This is a genomic window from Lactobacillus sp. ESL0259 (assembly GCF_003693045.1).
In the GTDB taxonomy this organism is placed as follows: Bacteria; Bacillota; Bacilli; order Lactobacillales; family Lactobacillaceae; genus Lactobacillus; species Lactobacillus melliventris.
On record NZ_REHP01000006.1, the window covers coordinates 267,689 to 286,675 of the forward strand.

Annotated in this window: 15 protein-coding genes; 1 reads left to right on the forward strand and 14 read right to left on the reverse strand. The window is 35.7% G+C overall.

The genetic code is table 11. The features are described 5' to 3' along the window. Nucleotide 1: 1 nt before the first annotated feature. From smc to F5ESL0259_RS05195, 13 genes are all read right to left on the reverse strand, one after another. Complete coding sequence (gene smc / locus F5ESL0259_RS05135; protein WP_122037706.1) at nt 2-3,565, reverse strand: chromosome segregation protein SMC; 3,564 nt, start codon at nt 3,563-3,565, stop codon at nt 2-4. Nucleotides 3,566-3,577: 12 nt separating this feature from the next. Continuing rightward, a complete protein-coding gene (gene rnc / locus F5ESL0259_RS05140) occupies nt 3,578-4,264 on the reverse strand; it encodes a ribonuclease III (RefSeq protein ID WP_122037707.1) in 687 nt (228 codons plus the stop codon). Between the two features lie 107 nt (nt 4,265-4,371). Then, entirely contained in the window at nt 4,372-6,144 is a 1,773-nt protein-coding gene (locus F5ESL0259_RS05145) for an oligopeptide ABC transporter substrate-binding protein (RefSeq protein ID WP_122037708.1), read from the reverse strand. A 339-nt stretch (nt 6,145-6,483) separates the two neighbouring features. Beyond that, nucleotides 6,484-8,256: an oligopeptide ABC transporter substrate-binding protein gene (locus tag F5ESL0259_RS05150; RefSeq protein WP_122037709.1), complete on the reverse strand. Its 1,773-nt coding sequence runs from the start codon at nt 8,254-8,256 to the stop codon at nt 6,484-6,486. Between the two features lie 344 nt (nt 8,257-8,600). Next, nucleotides 8,601-9,521 (reverse strand): ABC transporter permease, encoded by a 921-nt coding sequence (locus tag F5ESL0259_RS05155; protein WP_122037710.1) that lies wholly within the window; start codon nt 9,519-9,521, stop codon nt 8,601-8,603. A 14-nt stretch (nt 9,522-9,535) separates the two neighbouring features. After that, nucleotides 9,536-10,495, reverse strand: coding sequence for an oligopeptide ABC transporter permease (gene opp4B, locus F5ESL0259_RS05160; protein WP_122037711.1), 960 nt, complete (start codon nt 10,493-10,495; stop codon nt 9,536-9,538). Between the two features lie 2 nt (nt 10,496-10,497). Beyond that, complete coding sequence (locus F5ESL0259_RS05165) at nt 10,498-11,475, reverse strand: ATP-binding cassette domain-containing protein (protein WP_122037712.1); 978 nt, start codon at nt 11,473-11,475, stop codon at nt 10,498-10,500. A gap of 3 nt (nt 11,476-11,478) precedes the next feature. Further along, nucleotides 11,479-12,489, reverse strand: coding sequence for an ABC transporter ATP-binding protein (locus tag F5ESL0259_RS05170; protein ID WP_046325048.1), 1,011 nt, complete (start codon nt 12,487-12,489; stop codon nt 11,479-11,481). 118 nt (nt 12,490-12,607) lie between these two features. Beyond that, the gene (gene acpP, locus F5ESL0259_RS05175; protein WP_122037713.1) at nt 12,608-12,850 is read right to left on the reverse strand and encodes an acyl carrier protein; all 243 of its coding nucleotides are present in this window, start codon (nt 12,848-12,850) and stop codon (nt 12,608-12,610) included. Nucleotides 12,851-12,867: 17 nt separating this feature from the next. Continuing rightward, entirely contained in the window at nt 12,868-13,869 is a 1,002-nt protein-coding gene (gene plsX / locus F5ESL0259_RS05180; RefSeq protein WP_122037714.1) for a phosphate acyltransferase PlsX, read from the reverse strand. 17 nt (nt 13,870-13,886) lie between these two features. Beyond that, entirely contained in the window at nt 13,887-15,923 is a 2,037-nt protein-coding gene (recG, locus tag F5ESL0259_RS05185; protein ID WP_122037715.1) for an ATP-dependent DNA helicase RecG, read from the reverse strand. 2 nt (nt 15,924-15,925) lie between these two features. Then, a complete protein-coding gene (locus F5ESL0259_RS05190; protein ID WP_122037716.1) occupies nt 15,926-17,584 on the reverse strand; it encodes a DAK2 domain-containing protein in 1,659 nt (552 codons plus the stop codon). A gap of 21 nt (nt 17,585-17,605) precedes the next feature. After that, nucleotides 17,606-17,968, reverse strand: coding sequence for an Asp23/Gls24 family envelope stress response protein (locus F5ESL0259_RS05195; protein ID WP_109586431.1), 363 nt, complete (start codon nt 17,966-17,968; stop codon nt 17,606-17,608). 163 nt (nt 17,969-18,131) lie between these two features. On the opposite strand from F5ESL0259_RS05195, the gene rpmB reads away from it, so the two are divergent. Then, entirely contained in the window at nt 18,132-18,317 is a 186-nt protein-coding gene (rpmB, locus tag F5ESL0259_RS05200; RefSeq protein WP_034981532.1) for a 50S ribosomal protein L28, read from the forward strand. A gap of 476 nt (nt 18,318-18,793) precedes the next feature. Here the strand turns inward: rpmB and F5ESL0259_RS09005 are convergent. After that, nucleotides 18,794-18,987: hypothetical protein (locus tag F5ESL0259_RS09005; RefSeq protein ID WP_222710111.1), on the reverse strand; the 194-nt coding region annotated here is incomplete at its 5' end.

Consider the following 18,987-nt stretch of genomic DNA (forward strand, 5'->3'; position numbering starts at 1 on the left):
TTTATTTCACCTCATTTTTTAATTCTTTTAAAGAAACGGATAATACTTGTGAAACTCCTGATTCTTGCATTACAACACCATAAAGCTGGTCTGCTCTTTCCATTGTGCCCCTTCTATGTGTGATTACAATAAACTGGGTATGCATGTCATATTCTTCTAAAAAGTTGGCAAAGCGAGTGACGTTAGAGTCATCCAATGCAGCCTCGACTTCATCTAACACGCAAAATGGCACTGGCTTAACCTTCAACATGGCAAAAAGAAGAGTGATTGCGGTCAATGCCCGTTCCCCACCAGAAAGTAAACTGAGTCTTTGCAGTTTCTTTCCTGGTGGTTGAGCTATAATTTCGATACCGGTAGCTAATAAATGATCTGGGTCAGTTAAGACTAGCTTGGCACTACCGCCCCCAAAAACAACTGGGAATAGTTCATTGAAGCTTTTAGCTACAGCAGTGAAAGTTGATTTAAACCGATTACAAACTTCTTGATCAAGTTCCGACATCGATTCTTCTAAGTTATCTCGCCCTTTTAGCAAGTCATTTTGTTGAGCATTAAGAAAATCATACCGTTTTTTAACGTTATCATACTCTTCAATTGCTTTTAGATTAACTGGCCCGATATCAGCAATAGACATACGATGCAATTTCACATCTTTTTGCAGTTGGGCACGATTTACTTCGTTATTTTCCTTATCTGCTTGATGCAAAGCTGCTTCATATGTTAACGAGTAATCTGAGCTCAAAGTATCTAAGCGCTGATCTATCTGGCTATTTAATTGCGCTATTTTGACAGAATATTCTTTTTGCTCGGCAGCCGCATCTTTACGCAGATCATAATTTCGGCTTGCCACCTGATCAAGCTGGTTAATTTGTGCATCATACTGGCCTAGTTTAGAACTCAAACTATTAAGCTGCTTTTGTAATTTCTGCTTCTTAACGGCGCCATCATTTTTTTCCTGCTCAAAGGCTGTCTGCTTTTTATGATCAAGCAGATCATTCTGCTTAAGTTCATTTAATTTTTGCTCTAAAGTAGCAATTTGTTTTTGCTGCTGCTTCAAGTCCCGCTTTTTTTCAGATATTTGTTTTGTAATATTTTCCAACTTGTTGGCATAAACAGCAATCTGCGGATCAAGCTCGTTCAATTTGGACTGAATATCATGATTTAGTTCAGTAAAGTTTTTAATTCGCAATTGCAGATCACTAATTTTTTGCTTTTGCTGAGAAATTTCTGTTTGAAATCTCTTTTTTTCTTTTTCAGCTAGACTAATCTTTTGCCTAGTGGAATCAATTTCCTGATTGCGTTCTTCTTTTTGCTGTTCAAATAAACTATTAGCAGCCTTTAACCTGTTAACTTCTTTTTCCTGATTTTGATACAAAAGTGCTGTCTCACCTAAATTCTGTTTCAGATTTTGGAGCTTTGCTTGAGTATCTTTCACTTTTTTGAGCAGAACATTATTTTTATCATTAGCAACAGCTAAATCTGCTTCGCTATTTTTTATTTTCAGCTGTAATTTGCCAATTTTTTTCTTTAGTTCACCAAGTTCTGCTGTAGTTTGAAGCGGAGAATTACTTTTTTGATTACGCACTCCTCCTGTCATTGAGCCACCCGGTGAAATAATATCGCCATCAAGTGTAACAATACGATAACGAGAAACGCGCTGCCTAATTTTCAGCGCATTATTTATGGTATCAACTATTATAGTATTTCCAAGCAAATAGTTAATCGCGGGCGTAATATTTTGACCTGGTAAACTTTTAACTATTTCACTTGCAATACCTTGAAAGCCAGAAAAAGAAGAAATCGTATTAATCGTTGAGGAAGGGATCGAATACTCCCGCAAGCCATCAAGGGGTAAAAAAGTAGCTCGTCCAGCACGATTTTCTTTTAACTGGTTAATGGCATCCCGAGCATCCAGTTTTGTTGCAGTTACTAAATTTTGAACTCCATTACCCAGAGCCGTAGCCATGGCAATTTCATATTTTGCAGGAAAAGTAATTAATTCACCCACAGCACCTATAACACCATGGTAATCCGCTAAATTATTTAGCACATTTTTAACACCATAAAAATACCCTTCGTGACGTTTACGGATATTTTCCAATGCATCATGGCGTGCTTTTAGTTGACTGAACTTCTGATTTGCTGTAGAAAGAGAATTTTGCAAAGTCAACAAATTATTTTGCGTTAGCCTTTGTTCTTCAGATAGCTCCTTTACCTGTTGTTTCTTATTTTGATAATCTTGTTTAAGACTTTTGCCTTCGACCTGAAGTCTATTAAGTTCAGCTTTTTCTTTTTTTAGTTCGTCAGAAACATTTTCTGTTTGCAGTTGGGTATTATCGCTAAGCTTTTTCAATTCAGAATTAAGATAAACAATTTCATTATTATTAGAAGTTTGATCTTGTAACAACTGAATATAATTTGACCGCAGCTGCTCTAAATTTTGGTTCAGTTGTTCCGGATTTTCTTTAAGCTGTGTCGTTAGCCCTATTCTCTTATTATTTAATTGCTCTTGTTCTTTTTTAAGATGGCCTTCTTCTTCAAGCAGATTAGTTGTTTCCTTTCTGCTACTCACTACCTGCTCTTTTAAGTCGCTTAATTCGGACTGATATTCTTTTTTAGTAGCTTCATTATACTGTTTGCTCTGCTCGGAAACTTGCAAATGCGTATTTATTTCGGAAAGCTTTTTTGTCAACGAAAATAAGTCATTTTGAATTTGATCTTTTTGAGCATTTAAAGTTTGAAATTCTTTTCTTTTGTCAGCTACCGCAGCCTGAGATGTCTTAACTTCTTGATCCAATTTTGTCAACAGATTTTGATTTTGGTCAGCTTTTTCTTGCACTGACTGTTTTTGCTTATCTAAGTCTTGAATTTCAAAAGCTAGCAAAGTTTTTAGTTCATGATCCAGACCTTTTTTCTGAAATTGATATTCCTTTGCGAGAGAGCTTTGTTCGTGAAGAGGTTCAATTCTCTGCTCCAGTTCTTTGACTAAATCATTGATACGCACCAAGTTATCAGTTGTCTGTTGTAATTGAGCTTTTGCTTCTTCCTTTTGCTTTTTAAAATGTAATACTCCAGCTGCTTCCTCAAACAGTGAGCGTCGCTCTTCAGGACGAGAATTTAATACTTGATCAACCCGTCCCTGTGAAATGATGGCTAAGCTTTCCTGTGAAATGCCAGAATCCAGAAACAAGGCTCGGACATCACGTTGTCTAACACTTTTTTTATTTATTAAATATTCGTTGTCTCCCGACCGTAAAATTCGCCGAGTTACAATTACCTGGTCATCTTTAAAATTAAGTTCGCCTTTCTTATTGTCAAAAATAAGGGAAACTTCAGCGTGGTTGGCCGGCTTACGAAATTCACTACCCGCAAATATCACATCTTTCATGTTTGAGCCCCGCAAAGATTTGGCGCTTGACTCACCCATGACCCATCTTATTGCTTCAGTAATATTGCTTTTACCACTACCATTAGGACCCACTATGCCAGTAATACCAGTATCGAATTCTATTTTTGTTTTTTCGGCAAAAGATTTAAAGCCGTCAATTATTAGTTCAGTTAGTGGCACACACTCATCTCCCTAATTAAGCTTATTTAAAGCGGTTTTTGCAGCCTCTTGCTCTGCAGCTTTTTTATTATGGCCTTGCCCTTGAGACAATACTTTGCCATTGACAACTAACTGTACAGTAAAACTAGACGGCAGCTGTTCTTCTTTCAAAACTTCGTATTCAATCTTTACTGGTCCATTTTGCTGCAGTAATTCTTGTAAATCTGTCTTATAATCACGTGAAGCATCAAATTTTCCAGCATCAATTAACGGATACACTGTTAAACTCAAAAAATGTTCGACTGCTTCCATGCCCTGATCAAGAAAAAGCGCTCCGTTAAATGCTTCAAAAACGTCCTCTAGCAGTGTCTTACGAGAACGCGCACCAGCTTTTTCCTCACCATGACCTAGATTAATTTCAGCCGGAAAACCAAATTTTTGGGCAAATTCCGCAAAGCCTTCAGTATCAACAATATTAGAACGCATTCTGGTTAATTCACCCTCATTGAGACTCGAGAAATTACGATAAAGGTAATCAGATATTGCTAATTCTAAAACTGCATCCCCCAAAAATTCCAACTTTTCATAATCACGAATGCCATCTCCAGGATGCTCGTTAGCATATGAAGAGTGGGTAAATGCTTCTTCTAATAACTTCTGATTGTTAAATTTAATTTTATATTTCTTATCCAATCGATTAATAAACTTGGTACTAACCATTCTATCATCTCCTTAATAACCTAAATTATACCAGTTTTTAAGTGTAAAAAAGAAAACTATTGTTTCTAAATAACAACAGTTTTCTATCTTTTATTCTATATTAATTTTTATTTTGTATAAGCAACCTTGTACCAAAGTGGATGTCCGTTATTTTGCTTGGATGGTTTTTGTGAATAGCCAGTAAGTTTGCTGTTAACAGCATCTATTTGATATGCATTGTAAAGCGGAACAACATAAGCCTGATCAAACATGTATTTTTGCCATTCATGGAATTTTTCTACACGATACTTATGGTTAAACGCCTTTTGAGAATCCATTTCTTTGATTAGTTTCGTATTTTCTGGAGTAACAAAACGTGAGTAGTTGGACATTGTCCCTTCACTAAACATTTGTTCCTGGGACGGTTCAGATGAAAGACCCCATGCAGCCATAAACATATCCACATCAGGTGAATCATGTTGCACTTTATCATAGAAGGAATTAAATTCTGTCAAACGGCCACCAACTAATTTAACATTTAGGCCAATCTTATTCCATTGTTGAATGAAGTTTTGCATGATCGGTTGTTGAATGGAATTACCAGACATGGCCATAAAGTGAATGGTTAGTGGCTTGCCATTAGGTTGTACACGCCACTTACCTTTTTTCTTGTAGCCAGCTTTATCTAAGATTTGATTGGCTTTCTTAATGTTATAGGTATAGCCTTTAACACTTTTATCAAAATAATCACCGAATTCTGCTGGAATTAAAGTAGGAACTTGGAAACTTAAGCCATCAGTATAATGTCTATAAACAGCATCAGTATTCATTGCATAAGCTATAGCTTGACGTAATGCCTTGTTATTCATTTTGGCATTAGGATTCATCACGTTCTTTGATTTTTTACTATCCCATTTACCAACCTTGAAAGCTAAATAACTGTAATATAGAGGAATTTTAGCAACAAATGTTACATCCTTTGTATCCTTAACTTGTTTCCACTGGCTGTTAGTAACCCTGATAATATCAAATTTATGATTTTTAATTGCTTGTGAAGCAGAGTTCGGGGAAACAACTTGGTAAACAATTTTATCTAATTTTGGCTGACCACGCCAATAATATTTATTCGGTACCCAGGTAACAGATTGACCACGTACAATTTTATCAAGCTTATAGGGACCAAAGAACAAAGGATTCTTTCTCAACTTATCTGACGATTCCAGTTTGTCAAACGGAACATCTTTTAAATAGTGATATGGTGCGGCTGCCTCCCAAATATAGCCGTTACCACTATAATACATACCAGGTTTTAATTCTTTGCAGTGCAGCACTACAACTCGTCCGTCTGGACCATCAGGCATTTCTATTCCTGAAATTGTTTTGGCCTTGCCTTCATGATATTCTTTCAACCCATTAATAATATTGAGTTGATTGGCGTATCTTTGAGATTTAGTTGCTTTATTTGCAATTATCTCATACGCGAATTCTATATCCTTGGCAGTAACCTGCTTACCATCAGACCATTTAACACCCTTCTTAACTGTAATAGTTGCAGTTTTTGCTTTACGATCAAGTTTAAGAGTAGCTGGACCCTTATCATTTATCTTGTAATTATCATCTGTTTCAAATAATGATTCTTGACCTGGACTTGCGACATCAGCACTCGGTTGATCCATTTGCAGTTCTTCATTAAAGACTCCGGTGAATGGTGTATCAGTTACTTCAGCAACTTTAATTGTTCCACCCTTCTTGGCAGTCTTAATCGGTGTCTCAATTGGGAACTTGCTGGCAGTCTTAGCCCCCTCATTGCTGGCGGTCTTATTGCTCTTACCACAAGCTACCAAAGTTAACGCAGCTGCGGTTACAACTCCGACTGAGCCTAAAATTTTTCTTGTTCTCATCATACATGTCTCCTTTATATGCAAAGTTAATAGTATTTTGGAAACAAGCTAACAGATAAATGTTAACATTAATCATTAAAAAATCAAGGCAAATTCAGAAATTATACTATTTATAAATAGTAAAGTAATCAAAATACATATTATTTAAATAATAGAAATTCTTTCAAATGTATAATTCAGCCAATACCAGAAAGAATTTAGATTTAAAAGCTTAATATGATTAGCTTTAATAATGTGTTATCAAAAATTATTTTGTAGAAAATCATAAAAAGTGGTTTTTAAAGAAACTAAAAAAATACCAAACTATTTTGCTAGTTTGATATTTTTATTTAAATTCAATTATTTAACATAACCAACTTGGTACCATAACTGGTGACCATTGTTATTTTGTGATGGTTTCAATGAGTATCCAGTAATCTTATCATTTACAGCATCGATACCATAAGCATTTGATGTTGGAACTACATAAGCTTGATCAAACATGTATTTTTGCCATTCGTGGAACTTTTGAACACGGTATTTATGATCAAAAGCTTTTTGAGAATCAATTTCATCAAGTAATTTACTGTTTTCTGGAGTGACAAAGCGTGAGTAATTGGATGGTGTTGCTTCTTTGTAAAGGTCAGCTGGAGATGGTTCACTTGAAAGGTTCCAACCTGCTGTAAACATATCAACAGAAGGATCATCGTGTTGCACTTTATCATAGAATGAATTGAATTCTGTCAGACGGCCACCAACCAAAGAAACATTTAAACCAATTTTATGCCATTGTTGTAAATAATTCTGTGCAATAGGCTCAGCCGTAGCATTTCCAGACATTGCCATATAATGAATCTTCAATGGCTTACCATTTGGTTGAGTACGCCATTTACCCTTCTTCTTATAGCCGGCTTTATCCAAAATCTCGTTCGCCTTTTTCAGATTGTAGGTATAACCCTTAAGATCCTTATTATAATAATCACCAAATTGCGCTGGAATCAGGGTAGGTACTTGGAAAGAAAGTCCTTTAGTATAGTGCTTATCAACTTCTGCAATATTCATCGCATATGCAATAGCTTGCCGCAATGGCTTATGATTCATCTTGGCATTTGGATCCATAACGTTTTTGCCCTTTTTGGCATCCCATTTACCAACTTTAAATGCTAAATAACTATATGACAAAGGAATATTGGCAATAAAATTAACATTCTTAGTCTTTTTAACTTGATCCCATTGTGAATTTATAACTCCAATGATATCAAATTTGTGACTCTTAATGGCCTGACTGGCTGAATTAGGATTAATAACCTGGTAAATGACCTTATCTAGTTTTGGCTTACCACGCCAGTAATATTTATTTGGTGTCCACGTTACTGATTGGCCACGAACAATTTTGCTAACCTTAAATGGGCCAAAGTACAAAGGCTTTTTCCTAATCTGATCAGATTCCTTTAGCTTACTAAAAGGAACATTCTTTAAGTAGTGATATGGAGCAGCTGATTCCCAGAAGTAACCGTTACCACTGTTAGTCATACCAGGTTTTAATTCAGGATAGTGAATCACAATTGTTCTACCATTAGGGCCATCGGGCATTTCAATACCAGAAATTGTTTTAGCTTTACCATCATGGTATGCTTGTAAACCTTTAATGGTGGCCAATTGACTAGTATATCTTTCTGATTGAGTAGCCTTATTAGCGAATATTTCATAAGAATATTCCATATCTTTAGCATTAACCTGCTTGCCGTCTGACCACTTAACACCCTTTTTGATAGTAATTGTGACAGTCTTATTTTTATTATCCAACTTCATTGTAGCTGGACCTTTATCGTTAATCTTGTAATTGTCATCAGTATCAAAAAGTGATTCTTCACCAGGAGATGCAACTGAACTATCAATAGCACTCATAGCCAACTCATCAGAAAAAATTCCTGTGAATGGTGTATCAGTTTCCAAAGCAACTTTAACAGTTCCACCCTGCTTAGCTTCCTTCTTAGGCACTGCTTCTGGGAACTTCTTAGCTGTTTTAGCATTAGAATTATCATCGGTCTTGCCAGATTTACCACAAGCTACCAGCGTTAAAGCAGCTGCTGTTACTACCCCCAATGATTTATATAAATTAGATTTTTTCATCTCTACATAACTCCTTTTTATTATCAGGAAAATTTAATTTTCAAAACAAGTTAATAATTAAATATTACCACATAAAATTAAAAAAGCAACGGTTTATTCATTTTTATTTAATAGATATTTATTTCAAAAAGAGCAATTTCTGATATTAATTGTTGCCACAAATACTTAATATTTACTTTTTTCAGTCTTTATGGGGTAAAAATTAAACAGTTTAATGTTGAAAATTTTGCTATAAAAATTAGTGATAGAGAAATTAGAGAAAAAACTGCTAATAAATAATATAGTAAACTCACGATATTATCTATTAGCAGAGATTTTAAAATATAATTGTTAAAAATTCAGTTTTAATTTTCCCTTTGCCGGGCGTCACCAGCTCTTTGTAAAGCACGACCAACATAATTGATACTTAAGGAAATAGCTAGTAACAATATTGTAGCCGGCAACCATAGCCAAGGCCTGTTGACAACGTTAACCGGATCATTGGCAAATCCAATTAGAGTACCTAAGGAAGGAACTGTAGGCGGTAAGCCGTAGCCAATAAACGACAAGCTGGTTTCAATACCGATGTTACCGGCAATTGTTAGTACGACATCGATAATCAGCATAGAGCCAATGTTTGGTAGGACTTCTCTAAACATTATTTTCAAGTCTGATGAACCAGAAGTTTTCGATGCCAGTACATAGTCTCTTCCTCTTTGAGAAAGAACAAATGCTCTAAAGTACCTTGCCGTACCTGTCCAGCCAAAAATCGAAATAATCCAAACTAAAGTAATAGGACTGTAATGCGGTACAACAGTTACCAAGACAATTTCTATAGGCGTTGCAGGCAAAACCTGCACAAAGTCCACTATTCTCATAATGACTGCATCAATATAGCCACCATAATATCCTGAAACGAGACCGACAATTAAACCAACAGTCTCACAAACAGCAGTAACCCCTAATCCAATAAGGATAGAATTACGACCACCCATAATTAATAGATTAAGAACATCTCGGCCACCATCATCCGTTCCCAGAATATGACCATCAGTGAACCAGCCTGTATAAGCTTCAATTATGTTTGCCTCAGTGACTTTATCAGACTTTAAAAATAGTGATCCGCCAAAAGTTAATAGTAAAATTAAGACTATCACTATGAAGGCAGTTAAAGCTTTCTTGTCCTTTACAACTTCTCGTACAACTACTCTAAAACTTGAAGCAGGAGGAGAAACTTGCACTTTCTTGGCTTTTTCAGTCGAAGTGGTTTTATTTTTTTTCAACATTTGTCTCCCCTTCTTTATTTTATCCTAATTCTTGGATCTACAATACTCATTATAATGTCTGAAAGTAAATTACCGAGTAGAGTAAGGAAACCAAAGATTAAAATTAATGCAGTTAGCGTAGTATAGTCACGCTGTTGTATTGAGTCTAAGAACAATTTTCCCATACCAGGATAACTGAAAACGGTTTCAATAATCATTGAACCACTTAACAGCCCAGTTATAACTGTACCAAATGAAGAAGCTATAGGTAACAATGAATTACGTAAAATATGTTTATTAAACACAACTTTTTCAGGAACTCCCTTACTGTGAGCCGTTCTAACATAATCTTCAACTTTATTATCGACAATTCCCGTTCTTAAGTATTGCACTATTCCAGTAGTAGTGATGAGGGCACTCAATATAGCTGGGAAAATGATATGGTAAAGCTGACTACCCAATGTACCCCAGAAACCAGAAGCATTAGGAGAAACCGAACCTGAAATAGGAAACCAGCCTAGGAGAAAGCCAAACAGCCATATACCTAAAATGTAAAATACAAAAGCAGGAATAGCAAAAGTAACATAATTAAAAATTTGTACAGCTTGGTCTTGCCATTCATCCTGGTGTTTACCAGCAATCACACCAAGAGGTATTGAAATACTGTAACTAATTATTGTTGTTAACAGCGAAAGCCAAAATGTATTTACAGCTCTATCGGCAATTAAAGAGGTCACCGGAACGTGCTGTATATAACTGGTACCTAAATCGCCTTTAAAAATATTACCTACCCAACGAGCATATTGAACAGGGGCCGGATCATATAGTCCGGCAGCTCTTTTCAGAGCTTCTAGTTGCCTAGGGTCAGTATTAGGATTAATTTGTCCCGTAAATGGGTCTCCCGGCATCATTTTTGCCAAGAAAAAGACCAAAATACTTAAAATGATCAATTGCGGGATCATAATTAAAATACGTCTTAAAACAGTTTTCCACATGATTATGCTCCCTCCCTATCATTTGTTTCTTCTTCGACTATTTCTTTTTCAGGTAAAGCGACTAAATGTTTATCTGATACGTGTTTAAGTGGAAAAACTCGTCCATCTTTGTCATACCACTTACTTTGATCATTCTGAAATTCTTGTTCAACTACTTGACGATGTTTCTTATGTTCATCTCGATGTTCAACATCGACTTGAGGAATAGCAGAAAGCAGCCTTTTCGTATAGATATGCATTGGATGCTGATAAATATCTTCTCTTGAACCAATTTCAACCAAACGACCACGATGCATAATAGCCAAATTCTCAGACATATGCTTAACGACACCTAAATCGTGAGAAATAAAGAGGTAAGCAATATTGTATTGCTGCTGAATATGCTTCATAAAGTTTAGCACCTGTGCTTGAACTGATAGATCTAAGGCACTTGTTGGCTCATCAGCGACAACCAGACGTGGATTAGTAGCAACCGCTCTGGCTACGCCAATTCTTTGTCTTTGACCACCGGAAAATTCGTGCGGATATTTATATATTGAGTCACTCGGCATACCAACGATGTCAAGTAATTCTTGCACACGGTCACGTTCTTGATCAGTTGTTAAATTCTCAAAATTGCGTATTGGCTCTGCAATAATATCCTCAATTCGTTTTCTCGGGTTTAAACTTGACAGAGAGTCCTGAAAAATCATTTGGACGTCTTTATTGTAATTGAGTCTGCGGCGATTTTTGGATTTGGTAATATCGACACCCTTATACATAATACTGCCACTGGTAACAGGTTCAACTCCAACAATAGCCTTGCCTGTAGTTGACTTACCTGAACCAGATTCACCTATAAGTCCGTATGTTTCTCCTTCATTGATAGTAATACTAATATCATCAACGGCACGAACATAATCGGTAATACGATTCCAAAAACCAGATCTGATAGGATAATGAACTTTTAAGTTTTTTACTTCAATAATTTCTTTAGCCATAAACTACTCCCCACTCACTTCATCTTGAAAGTGGAACGTCTTCCAGCAAGTACATCTAACCCAATGCCCTGGTTCAACTTCATGCATTACTGGATTCTCCTCATGGGCACTTGCAGGTATCCACGGTATTCTAGCAGCAAACCTGTCACCTTTTCTAGGCATATTTTGCAATGATGGAACTGTTCCTTGAATAACATGTAAATCTTCTTCTTCATCTTCAGATTGAGGCATTGAATTTAACAAAGATCGTGTATAAGGGTGAAGTGGATGTTCAAAAATTGTTTTGACATCAGCTTTTTCTACTATTTGACCACCATACATAACAGCAACTTCATCAGCTGTTTCAGCAACTACTCCCAAGTCATGAGTTATTAAAATAATACCAGATTGAGACTGCTTTTGGATATCTTCAAGCAAGTCTAAAATTTGTGCTTGAATAGTTACATCAAGGGCAGTTGTAGGCTCATCAGCAATGATAATTTCAGGTTTGCATGCAACGGCCATAGCAATAACGACACGTTGTCTTAATCCACCAGATAATTCAAACGGATACATGGCGTAAGTTTCTTCAGGTTTTGGCATACCAACCTGATTAAAAAGTTCAATTACACGTGCATGACGTTGTTTCTCATCCATATCCGTATGGTAATACAAAGTTTCTGCTACCTGATCACCAACTCTCATTAGTGGATTTAAACTGGCTAAAGGATCCTGAAAAATCATTCCAATTTTATTCCCACGAATTTTATCGAACAGTGATTCATTCAGGCCTACCAAGTTCAATTCATTATAAAGAATATCACCTGTTACTTTTGTATTTTTATGGTCGTACAAACCGATAATACTAGATGCGATTGTACTCTTACCACAACCAGATTCACCTACAATTGATAAAATTTCATTCCTTTTCAAAGTTAAATTAATATCATCTGCAGCATCATAAAATTTCCCATTTAAACGATATGCTGTATGTAAATGCTGGATATCTAGCAAGAGATCACTTTGTTTTTCCAAAGGTCATTTCCCCTCTCAAATCTTCAATGAATTTATTAAAGATATTTAATAAATTTATTTAATTTCTAATTATAACCGTGAAACAAATTGTATGCAAACTAATAATTAATTTTTTTAATTAGTTTTGATGATTTGCAACGTAATTAACAGCATCACCAACAGTTTTAATTTTTTCTGCATCTTCATCAGAAATCTCGGCGCCGAATTCATCTTCTAATTGTAAAATGAATTCCACTAAGTCAATGGAATCAGCGTCCAAATCACTAGTGAAATTAGTTTCATCAGTTATTTTGTCTTTATCAACTTCAAAATTATCTGCTAAAATATCCTTGATTTTATTAAAAATTTCTTCTTTACTCATGTTTCTACTCCTTGTTGTTACTTGCTTTCAGTAGCAAATTCTGCTTTAAAATTATCAATTATTTTTTCCTGTAAAATTTTATCAATTTGCTTAATTGTAAAATATACAGCACGCTGATCTGAACGACCGTGTGTTTTAACTACAGGAGCATTAACTCCGAGTAAAACTGCACCACCATATTTATCTACATCAAATTTTGAAATTAAACTTTTTAGTGCCTTTTTAATCATCAATGCACCTAATTTAACAAAAGGTCCATTATTAAGCAAACTATCTTTTAACAGATGGATTAAAACACCAGAAGTTCCTTCAATATTTTTTAAAACTGCATTGCCTGTAAAACCGTCTGTTGCAATTACATCAGCTTTACCATCCAATAATTCGTTGCCCTCGATGTTACCTATAAAATTAAGCTTGCTATTCAGCAATAATTGAAAGGCTTGCTGATGAACATCATCACCTTTATCATTTTCAGCCCCGTTATTAAGCAGACCAACCCGGGGGTTTTTTATTCCTCTTACTTTTTCAGCATAATATGATGCCATTTTGGCCCAAGCGAGCAAATATTCCGGTCTGCTTTTGGCATTAGCACCAACATCGATCATATTGAAACCGTCATCAGAATTTTTTACTGGCAGGGTCGGCATAAAACCCGGACGAGTTACTCCTTTAATTCGTCCTATTATAAATATACCACAAGCTAGAATAGCACCCGTATTACCTAGCGAAAAAAGTGCATCTGCCTTGCCCTGCTTCACAAATTGCGCTGCCACGACAAGTGATGAATCCTTTTTAGACCTAATTGCCTTAACTGGTTCATCTTCATCATTAATTATCTGAGTGGTATTAACAACTTCTGTTTGACTTTTATCCTCGCCTAATAGTTGCGTTATTTTCGCTTGATCGCCAAAAAGTATAAATTTCGTTTGCGGCAGTTCTTTTTTTACCTGCAATACTGCTTGAATAATTGCTTCAGGAGCATTTTCTCCGCCCATTGCATCAATAGCAATAGTTCTCATATTATCCTCAACCTTTACTAAGTTCTTTTTTGTTGTAATTGCTTATATTCTAACACTTGTTTTAAAGTTTTATTTTCTGATTTTTGCAAGAGAGGATCAGCTTTTATTACCTTTTTGGCCTCTTTTTGCGCCACTACCATGATATTGTAGTTGTTAACTACGTCTCCAACCTGAAATTCAGGTAAACCAGATTGGGCCTTACCAAAAAGATCACCTTCACCACGCATTTTCAAATCTTCTTCAGCCAGCTTAAATCCGTCAGTAGTGGAAGCTACAATTTGCATGCGGGATTTACCTGCTTGAGTATTGGGATCAGCTAAAAAAATACAATAACTCTGAGTTTTTCCCCGACCAATTCGTCCACGCAACTGGTGCAGTTGACTAATACCAAAGCGATCAGCATTATAAATAACCATCATATTAGCATTAGCAACATCTACTCCTACTTCAATTACGCTGGTAGTAACCAAGATGTTTATTTCACCTGCGGCAAAAGCAGTCATAATGTCGTCTTTTTTATTTCCAGGCATTTGCCCGTGAAGTAAAGCAACCTTTTCATTAGGAAAGTCATGACTTAACTTGTCATAAAGTTGCTCAGCATTTTTTAAATCCAATGCTTCCGATTCTGAAATCAAAGGCGTGACAGCATATATTTGGAATCCCCGCTTTAATTGCTCACGCATCAGTTGATAAACTTGATCCATTTGACTACTTGTTTTCCACCAGGAAACTATTTTTTTTCGTCCTGCTGGAAGGTGGTGTATTTCAGAAATAGTCATATTACCATACACTGTTAAAGCTAAAGTTCGAGGAATTGGTGTGGCCGTCATTGCTAAAACATCGGGCAAATTTCCCTTATTGATTAAAGCTTGTCTTTGATTGACACCAAAACGATGTTGTTCATCAATAATAACTAATCCCAATTTTTTGAAAATCACACTTGATTGAATTAAAGCGTGAGTACCAATGACCACATTAATAGTGCCATCTGTTAGTTCATTATAAATTTCTCTGCGCTCCAAAGTTTTGGTAGAACCCGTCAAAAGAGCACAGCGAACGCCCAAAGGCTTTAGTATTTCATCAATTTTTTTAAAATGTTGCGTTGCTAATATTTCCGTTGGAACCATCAGTGCAGATTGAAAGCCGGCTGTCACTGCCGCAAAAAGTGCATAAACAGCGACTATTGTTTTTCCAGAACCCACATCCCCTTGCAACAGTCGCTGCATTTGAACTGAAGAAAGCAAATCCTTAAAAATTTCGTTAATTACATGTTTTTGATCTGAAGATAGTTCAAATGGTAGTGACTTAGTAAGCTTGGCAATTTCATCTAAGTTATACTTTTTAGCAATCCCCTTATTACGCGGATTGTATTCAGTCAACTGGGCTAGTTCAGTTTGAAATATGAAAAACTCTCTAAAAATGGCACTTCTTTTAGCAACCTGAGATTCTGTAGCATTTTGTGGATGATGCATTTGTTGCACAATACTACTTTCAGGTAGCAAGCGGTATTTTTGCCTTATCTCAATAGGGACTACATCATCAACTTCAGCTAAATAATCATCTAAGGCAAGATTGATTAAATCTATTAATTTTTTTTGTTTAATTTGCCGGTTTACTGAATAAATGGGTGCCATGCCACTATCGTTTTCTTTTGCTGCAATGAACTTAAAGGCAGCCAGGCTTTGTCTAGCAGCATTAAACTTACCGTAAATTGCTACTTCTGTGCCAACTTCAATTTTTTCTTTTAACCATGGTTGATTAAAAAAATTGACCATGATGACATCATGGTCAATTCTTAATTTAAAACTAAGGCGGCTTTTTTTATACCCAAACCTAGTTACAAAAGCATCTGTTGCAACAATTCCCTTAAGCATTACCTTTTGACCATCCATGATCTGATCAAGAGGAATCGTTTGAAGCTCATCATAACGAAATGGAAAATAATACAACAAATCATAAATGCTATAAATTCCCAAACTTCCAAGAGCAGCCGCAGTTTTTGTTCCTACACCCTTTAAATTGGTCACCGGAGCAAAAAGTTCTTTTGCTATCATAATTACTCAACAGAAATCAGGAAATTATATACAGGTTGTCCGCCATCATGAAGTTCAAATTCAAGATCATCATGCTTCTCTTTAACAGCATCTATCAGTTTCTGAGCCTCTTTCTTGTTAGAATCTCGTCCAAACATCACAGTAACGATTTCGGAATCTTCATCCAACATTTTTTCAATCATTGAAGAAGCTGCAGTAATTATGTCAGTTTCAGCCACTTTAATTTCTCCATCAATAATCCCTAAATAATCGTCTTGATGGATCTCAACCTCATTAATTTTGGTATCACGATTTGCTTTAGTAACTTCGCCAGAAACAACAGTATCAAGAGCGTCAGTCATGTTTGCAACATTGTCATCAAGAGAATCGTCCGGATCAAATGAAAGCATGGCTGTCAAGCCTTGTGAAATGGTTTTAGTAGGGACAATGCCGACTGGGATGTCGCTCACCTCAGCTGCCTGCTTGGCTGCCATAATAATGTTGCCATTATTCGGCATCACAATTGCTTTTTTAGCACCTGATTTTTTGATTGAATCAATAATGTCTTGTGTTGAAGGGTTCATTGTTTGACCCCCAGAAATAATGCGGTTAACGCCTTCACTTTCAAAAAGTTTGCGAATTCCGTTACCAGAAGCAACAGCTATTACGGCAAAATCAACATTTTCCTGATTTTCTTCACTGTTATTTACTATTGTTTCGTGTTGAATCCGCATATTGTCAATTTTAATTTTTCCCAATTGACCAAATTGGCTGCCGTACGCAAAAATAGCTCCAGGGTGTTCAGTATGAACATGAACTTTTGCCACTTCTTCATCTGAAACTGCCAAAAGTGAATCACCTAACTGAGATAAATGCTCCCTAAATTCATCTAAATTAAAAGTTTTCTTATTAGGAACATCAGCAGTTAAATCAACCATGATTTCGGTACAGTAGCCATTAGTAATATCCTGAGTAGAAAGTTGTGATTGTACAGATTGATGATGCATGGCATTTATCATTTCATCCATTTCACCTTCATCAGGTTGGTACCGGTCAGCAAATTCTTCACCTAAAAGACCTTCTAGAAATCCTTCATATATAAAGAGTAAGCCTTGACCTCCTGAATCAACTACACCAACTTGCTTTAAAACAGGTAATAAGTCAGGAGTTGTCTTTAACGCTTTTTTAGCACCTTCAACAATCGCCTTCATAACTTCTTCAACATCATCGGTTTCATTGGCCTTATTGGCACCTTCTTGTGCACCAATCCGAGCAACAGTCAAAATAGTTCCTTCAACTGGCTTCATTACGGCTTTATAAGCTGTTGCAACCCCATTTGAAAAAGCATTGGCCAACTCTTGTGCATTAAGAGTTTTCATACCTTGAGTTGCCTTATAAACTCCTCTAAAGAGCTGAGAAGAGATTACCCCACTATTACCACGAGCACCCATCAACATCCCTTTAGCAAGGCTTTCTGTCAAATCACCCACACTATTGCTAGTATTTTGGGCAACAGCTTTAGCACCACTTTCAATAGTTAAATTCATATTTGTTCCAGTGTCTCCATCAGGAACAGGGAAAACGTTCAAAGAGTTAATAAACTCTGCGTTGCGACCAAGTCTGTGCGTAGCGACGCGAACCATATCTCTAAATTTTTTACTGTCTATTTCCTTTAAAACCAATATTTCTACCCTCCGCTTGAGTTATTCATCAAGCACTTTAACACTTTGAACGATGACATTAACAGCTTTAGTTTCAATTCCAAGTTGATTTTTCAAATTGAATTTAACACTATCTTGTACGTTGCGACTTACTTCAGATATTTTTAAACCATAGCCGACTATTATATAAACATCAACCGTAATCTTATTATCCTCAGACTTAACAACAACACCGCGCTTATAATTTGCTCGATTCAATATTCCATCGAAGCCATCACGGATAGCATTTTTTGAAGCCATGCCAACAACACCGTAGTTAGATGTAGCTGCGCTACCAACAACAGTTGCAATCACTCCATTTGAAACATCAATCAAACCGTTTTTTGTTTTGATTTTTACAGCCATGTTTACCTCCGAATCATTGTTCTCATATTATGAATCTATTTTATCATAGTAATCAAGTTTAAATGCAAAAATCCCTTCTTAAAAAATACTTTTGCAGTTGCAATGTTCTTAAACTTATGCTATCTTAATTTAGTATGAAAACACAATAAAGGAGGTTTAGCAAATGGCAAAAGATTATATCACTGGCAAAAAGACCACTTTTGGTAATACACGTTCACACGCACTGAATTCATCACGTCGTGCGTGGAAGCCAAACCTTCAAAAAGTTCGTATTCTTGTCGATGGCAAGCCAAAGCGTGTATGGGTTTCAACTAAGACATTAAAATCTGGTAAAGTTACCCGTGCCTAGCGTAAAATAAAAAAGTTTTTAAAGCAGAAGATTTCTTCTGCTTTTTTATTTCCCAAAATCTGTTTAAAAGTTTATGTTTAAATAGAGATATTCTTATTGCTCTTTCAATTAATTTTCAAGTCAAAAAAAGACAAGTTATAGTCTGTAGTTTTACTTGAAGGTATTGTTTTTAGCTAACCTCATTGGCAAATCTTTCATTTCAATTTTTTATATATTCTGCTATTAATAAAAGATGATGTTGCCGATACACTTCTCATTGCAACAATTTACTTATATAAAATTTGGTAATTTTAAGTTTTATCAAACATAACAAAGGCAGTATCTCCACCAATGTAAATCTTTTTTTACTCATCAAAAAGGATACAAATCATACCAATCTTTCAATTTTTTTAATTATATAATTTGTTTTGGAGCTTGCCACTATTAGTGGAAATCATAGCAGCAAGATAATTGAGGAGATATACCAAAAATATTTATTAACTTATAACAACTTGTTCCAAGAGATATAAAAAAACAGCAGTGAATGAAGTTAACCCCCGGAATTGAAGTGCTCCATAATAGTTAGACATTAATCTGACTATTAGGAGCACTTTTTTCATGACTAAATATTCAACTACTTTGAAAATGGAAATTTGCAGTAAATACTTATCCCACCAAACCTCTTTAGCTA

Bases quoted from the DNA above. Each gene is read 5' to 3' on its own strand.
- F5ESL0259_RS05165 (WP_122037712.1), bottom strand. From the start codon at position 11,475: ATGGCTAAAGAAATTATTGAAGTAAAAAACTTAAAAGTTCATTATCCT.
- recG (WP_122037715.1), bottom strand. From the start codon at position 15,923: ATGATAGCAAAAGAACTTTTTGCTCCGGTGACCAATTTAAAGGGTGTA.
- F5ESL0259_RS05155 (WP_122037710.1), bottom strand. From the start codon at position 9,521: ATGTTGAAAAAAAATAAAACCACTTCGACTGAAAAAGCCAAGAAAGTG.
- rpmB (WP_034981532.1), top strand. From the start codon at position 18,132: ATGGCAAAAGATTATATCACTGGCAAAAAGACCACTTTTGGTAATACA.
- acpP (WP_122037713.1), bottom strand. From the start codon at position 12,850: ATGAGTAAAGAAGAAATTTTTAATAAAATCAAGGATATTTTAGCAGAT.
- F5ESL0259_RS05195 (WP_109586431.1), bottom strand. From the start codon at position 17,968: ATGGCTGTAAAAATCAAAACAAAAAACGGTTTGATTGATGTTTCAAAT.
- rnc (WP_122037707.1), bottom strand. From the start codon at position 4,264: ATGGTTAGTACCAAGTTTATTAATCGATTGGATAAGAAATATAAAATT.
- F5ESL0259_RS05145 (WP_122037708.1), bottom strand. From the start codon at position 6,144: ATGAGAACAAGAAAAATTTTAGGCTCAGTCGGAGTTGTAACCGCAGCT.
- F5ESL0259_RS05150 (WP_122037709.1), bottom strand. From the start codon at position 8,256: ATGAAAAAATCTAATTTATATAAATCATTGGGGGTAGTAACAGCAGCT.
- plsX (WP_122037714.1), bottom strand. From the start codon at position 13,869: ATGAGAACTATTGCTATTGATGCAATGGGCGGAGAAAATGCTCCTGAA.
- opp4B (WP_122037711.1), bottom strand. From the start codon at position 10,495: ATGTGGAAAACTGTTTTAAGACGTATTTTAATTATGATCCCGCAATTG.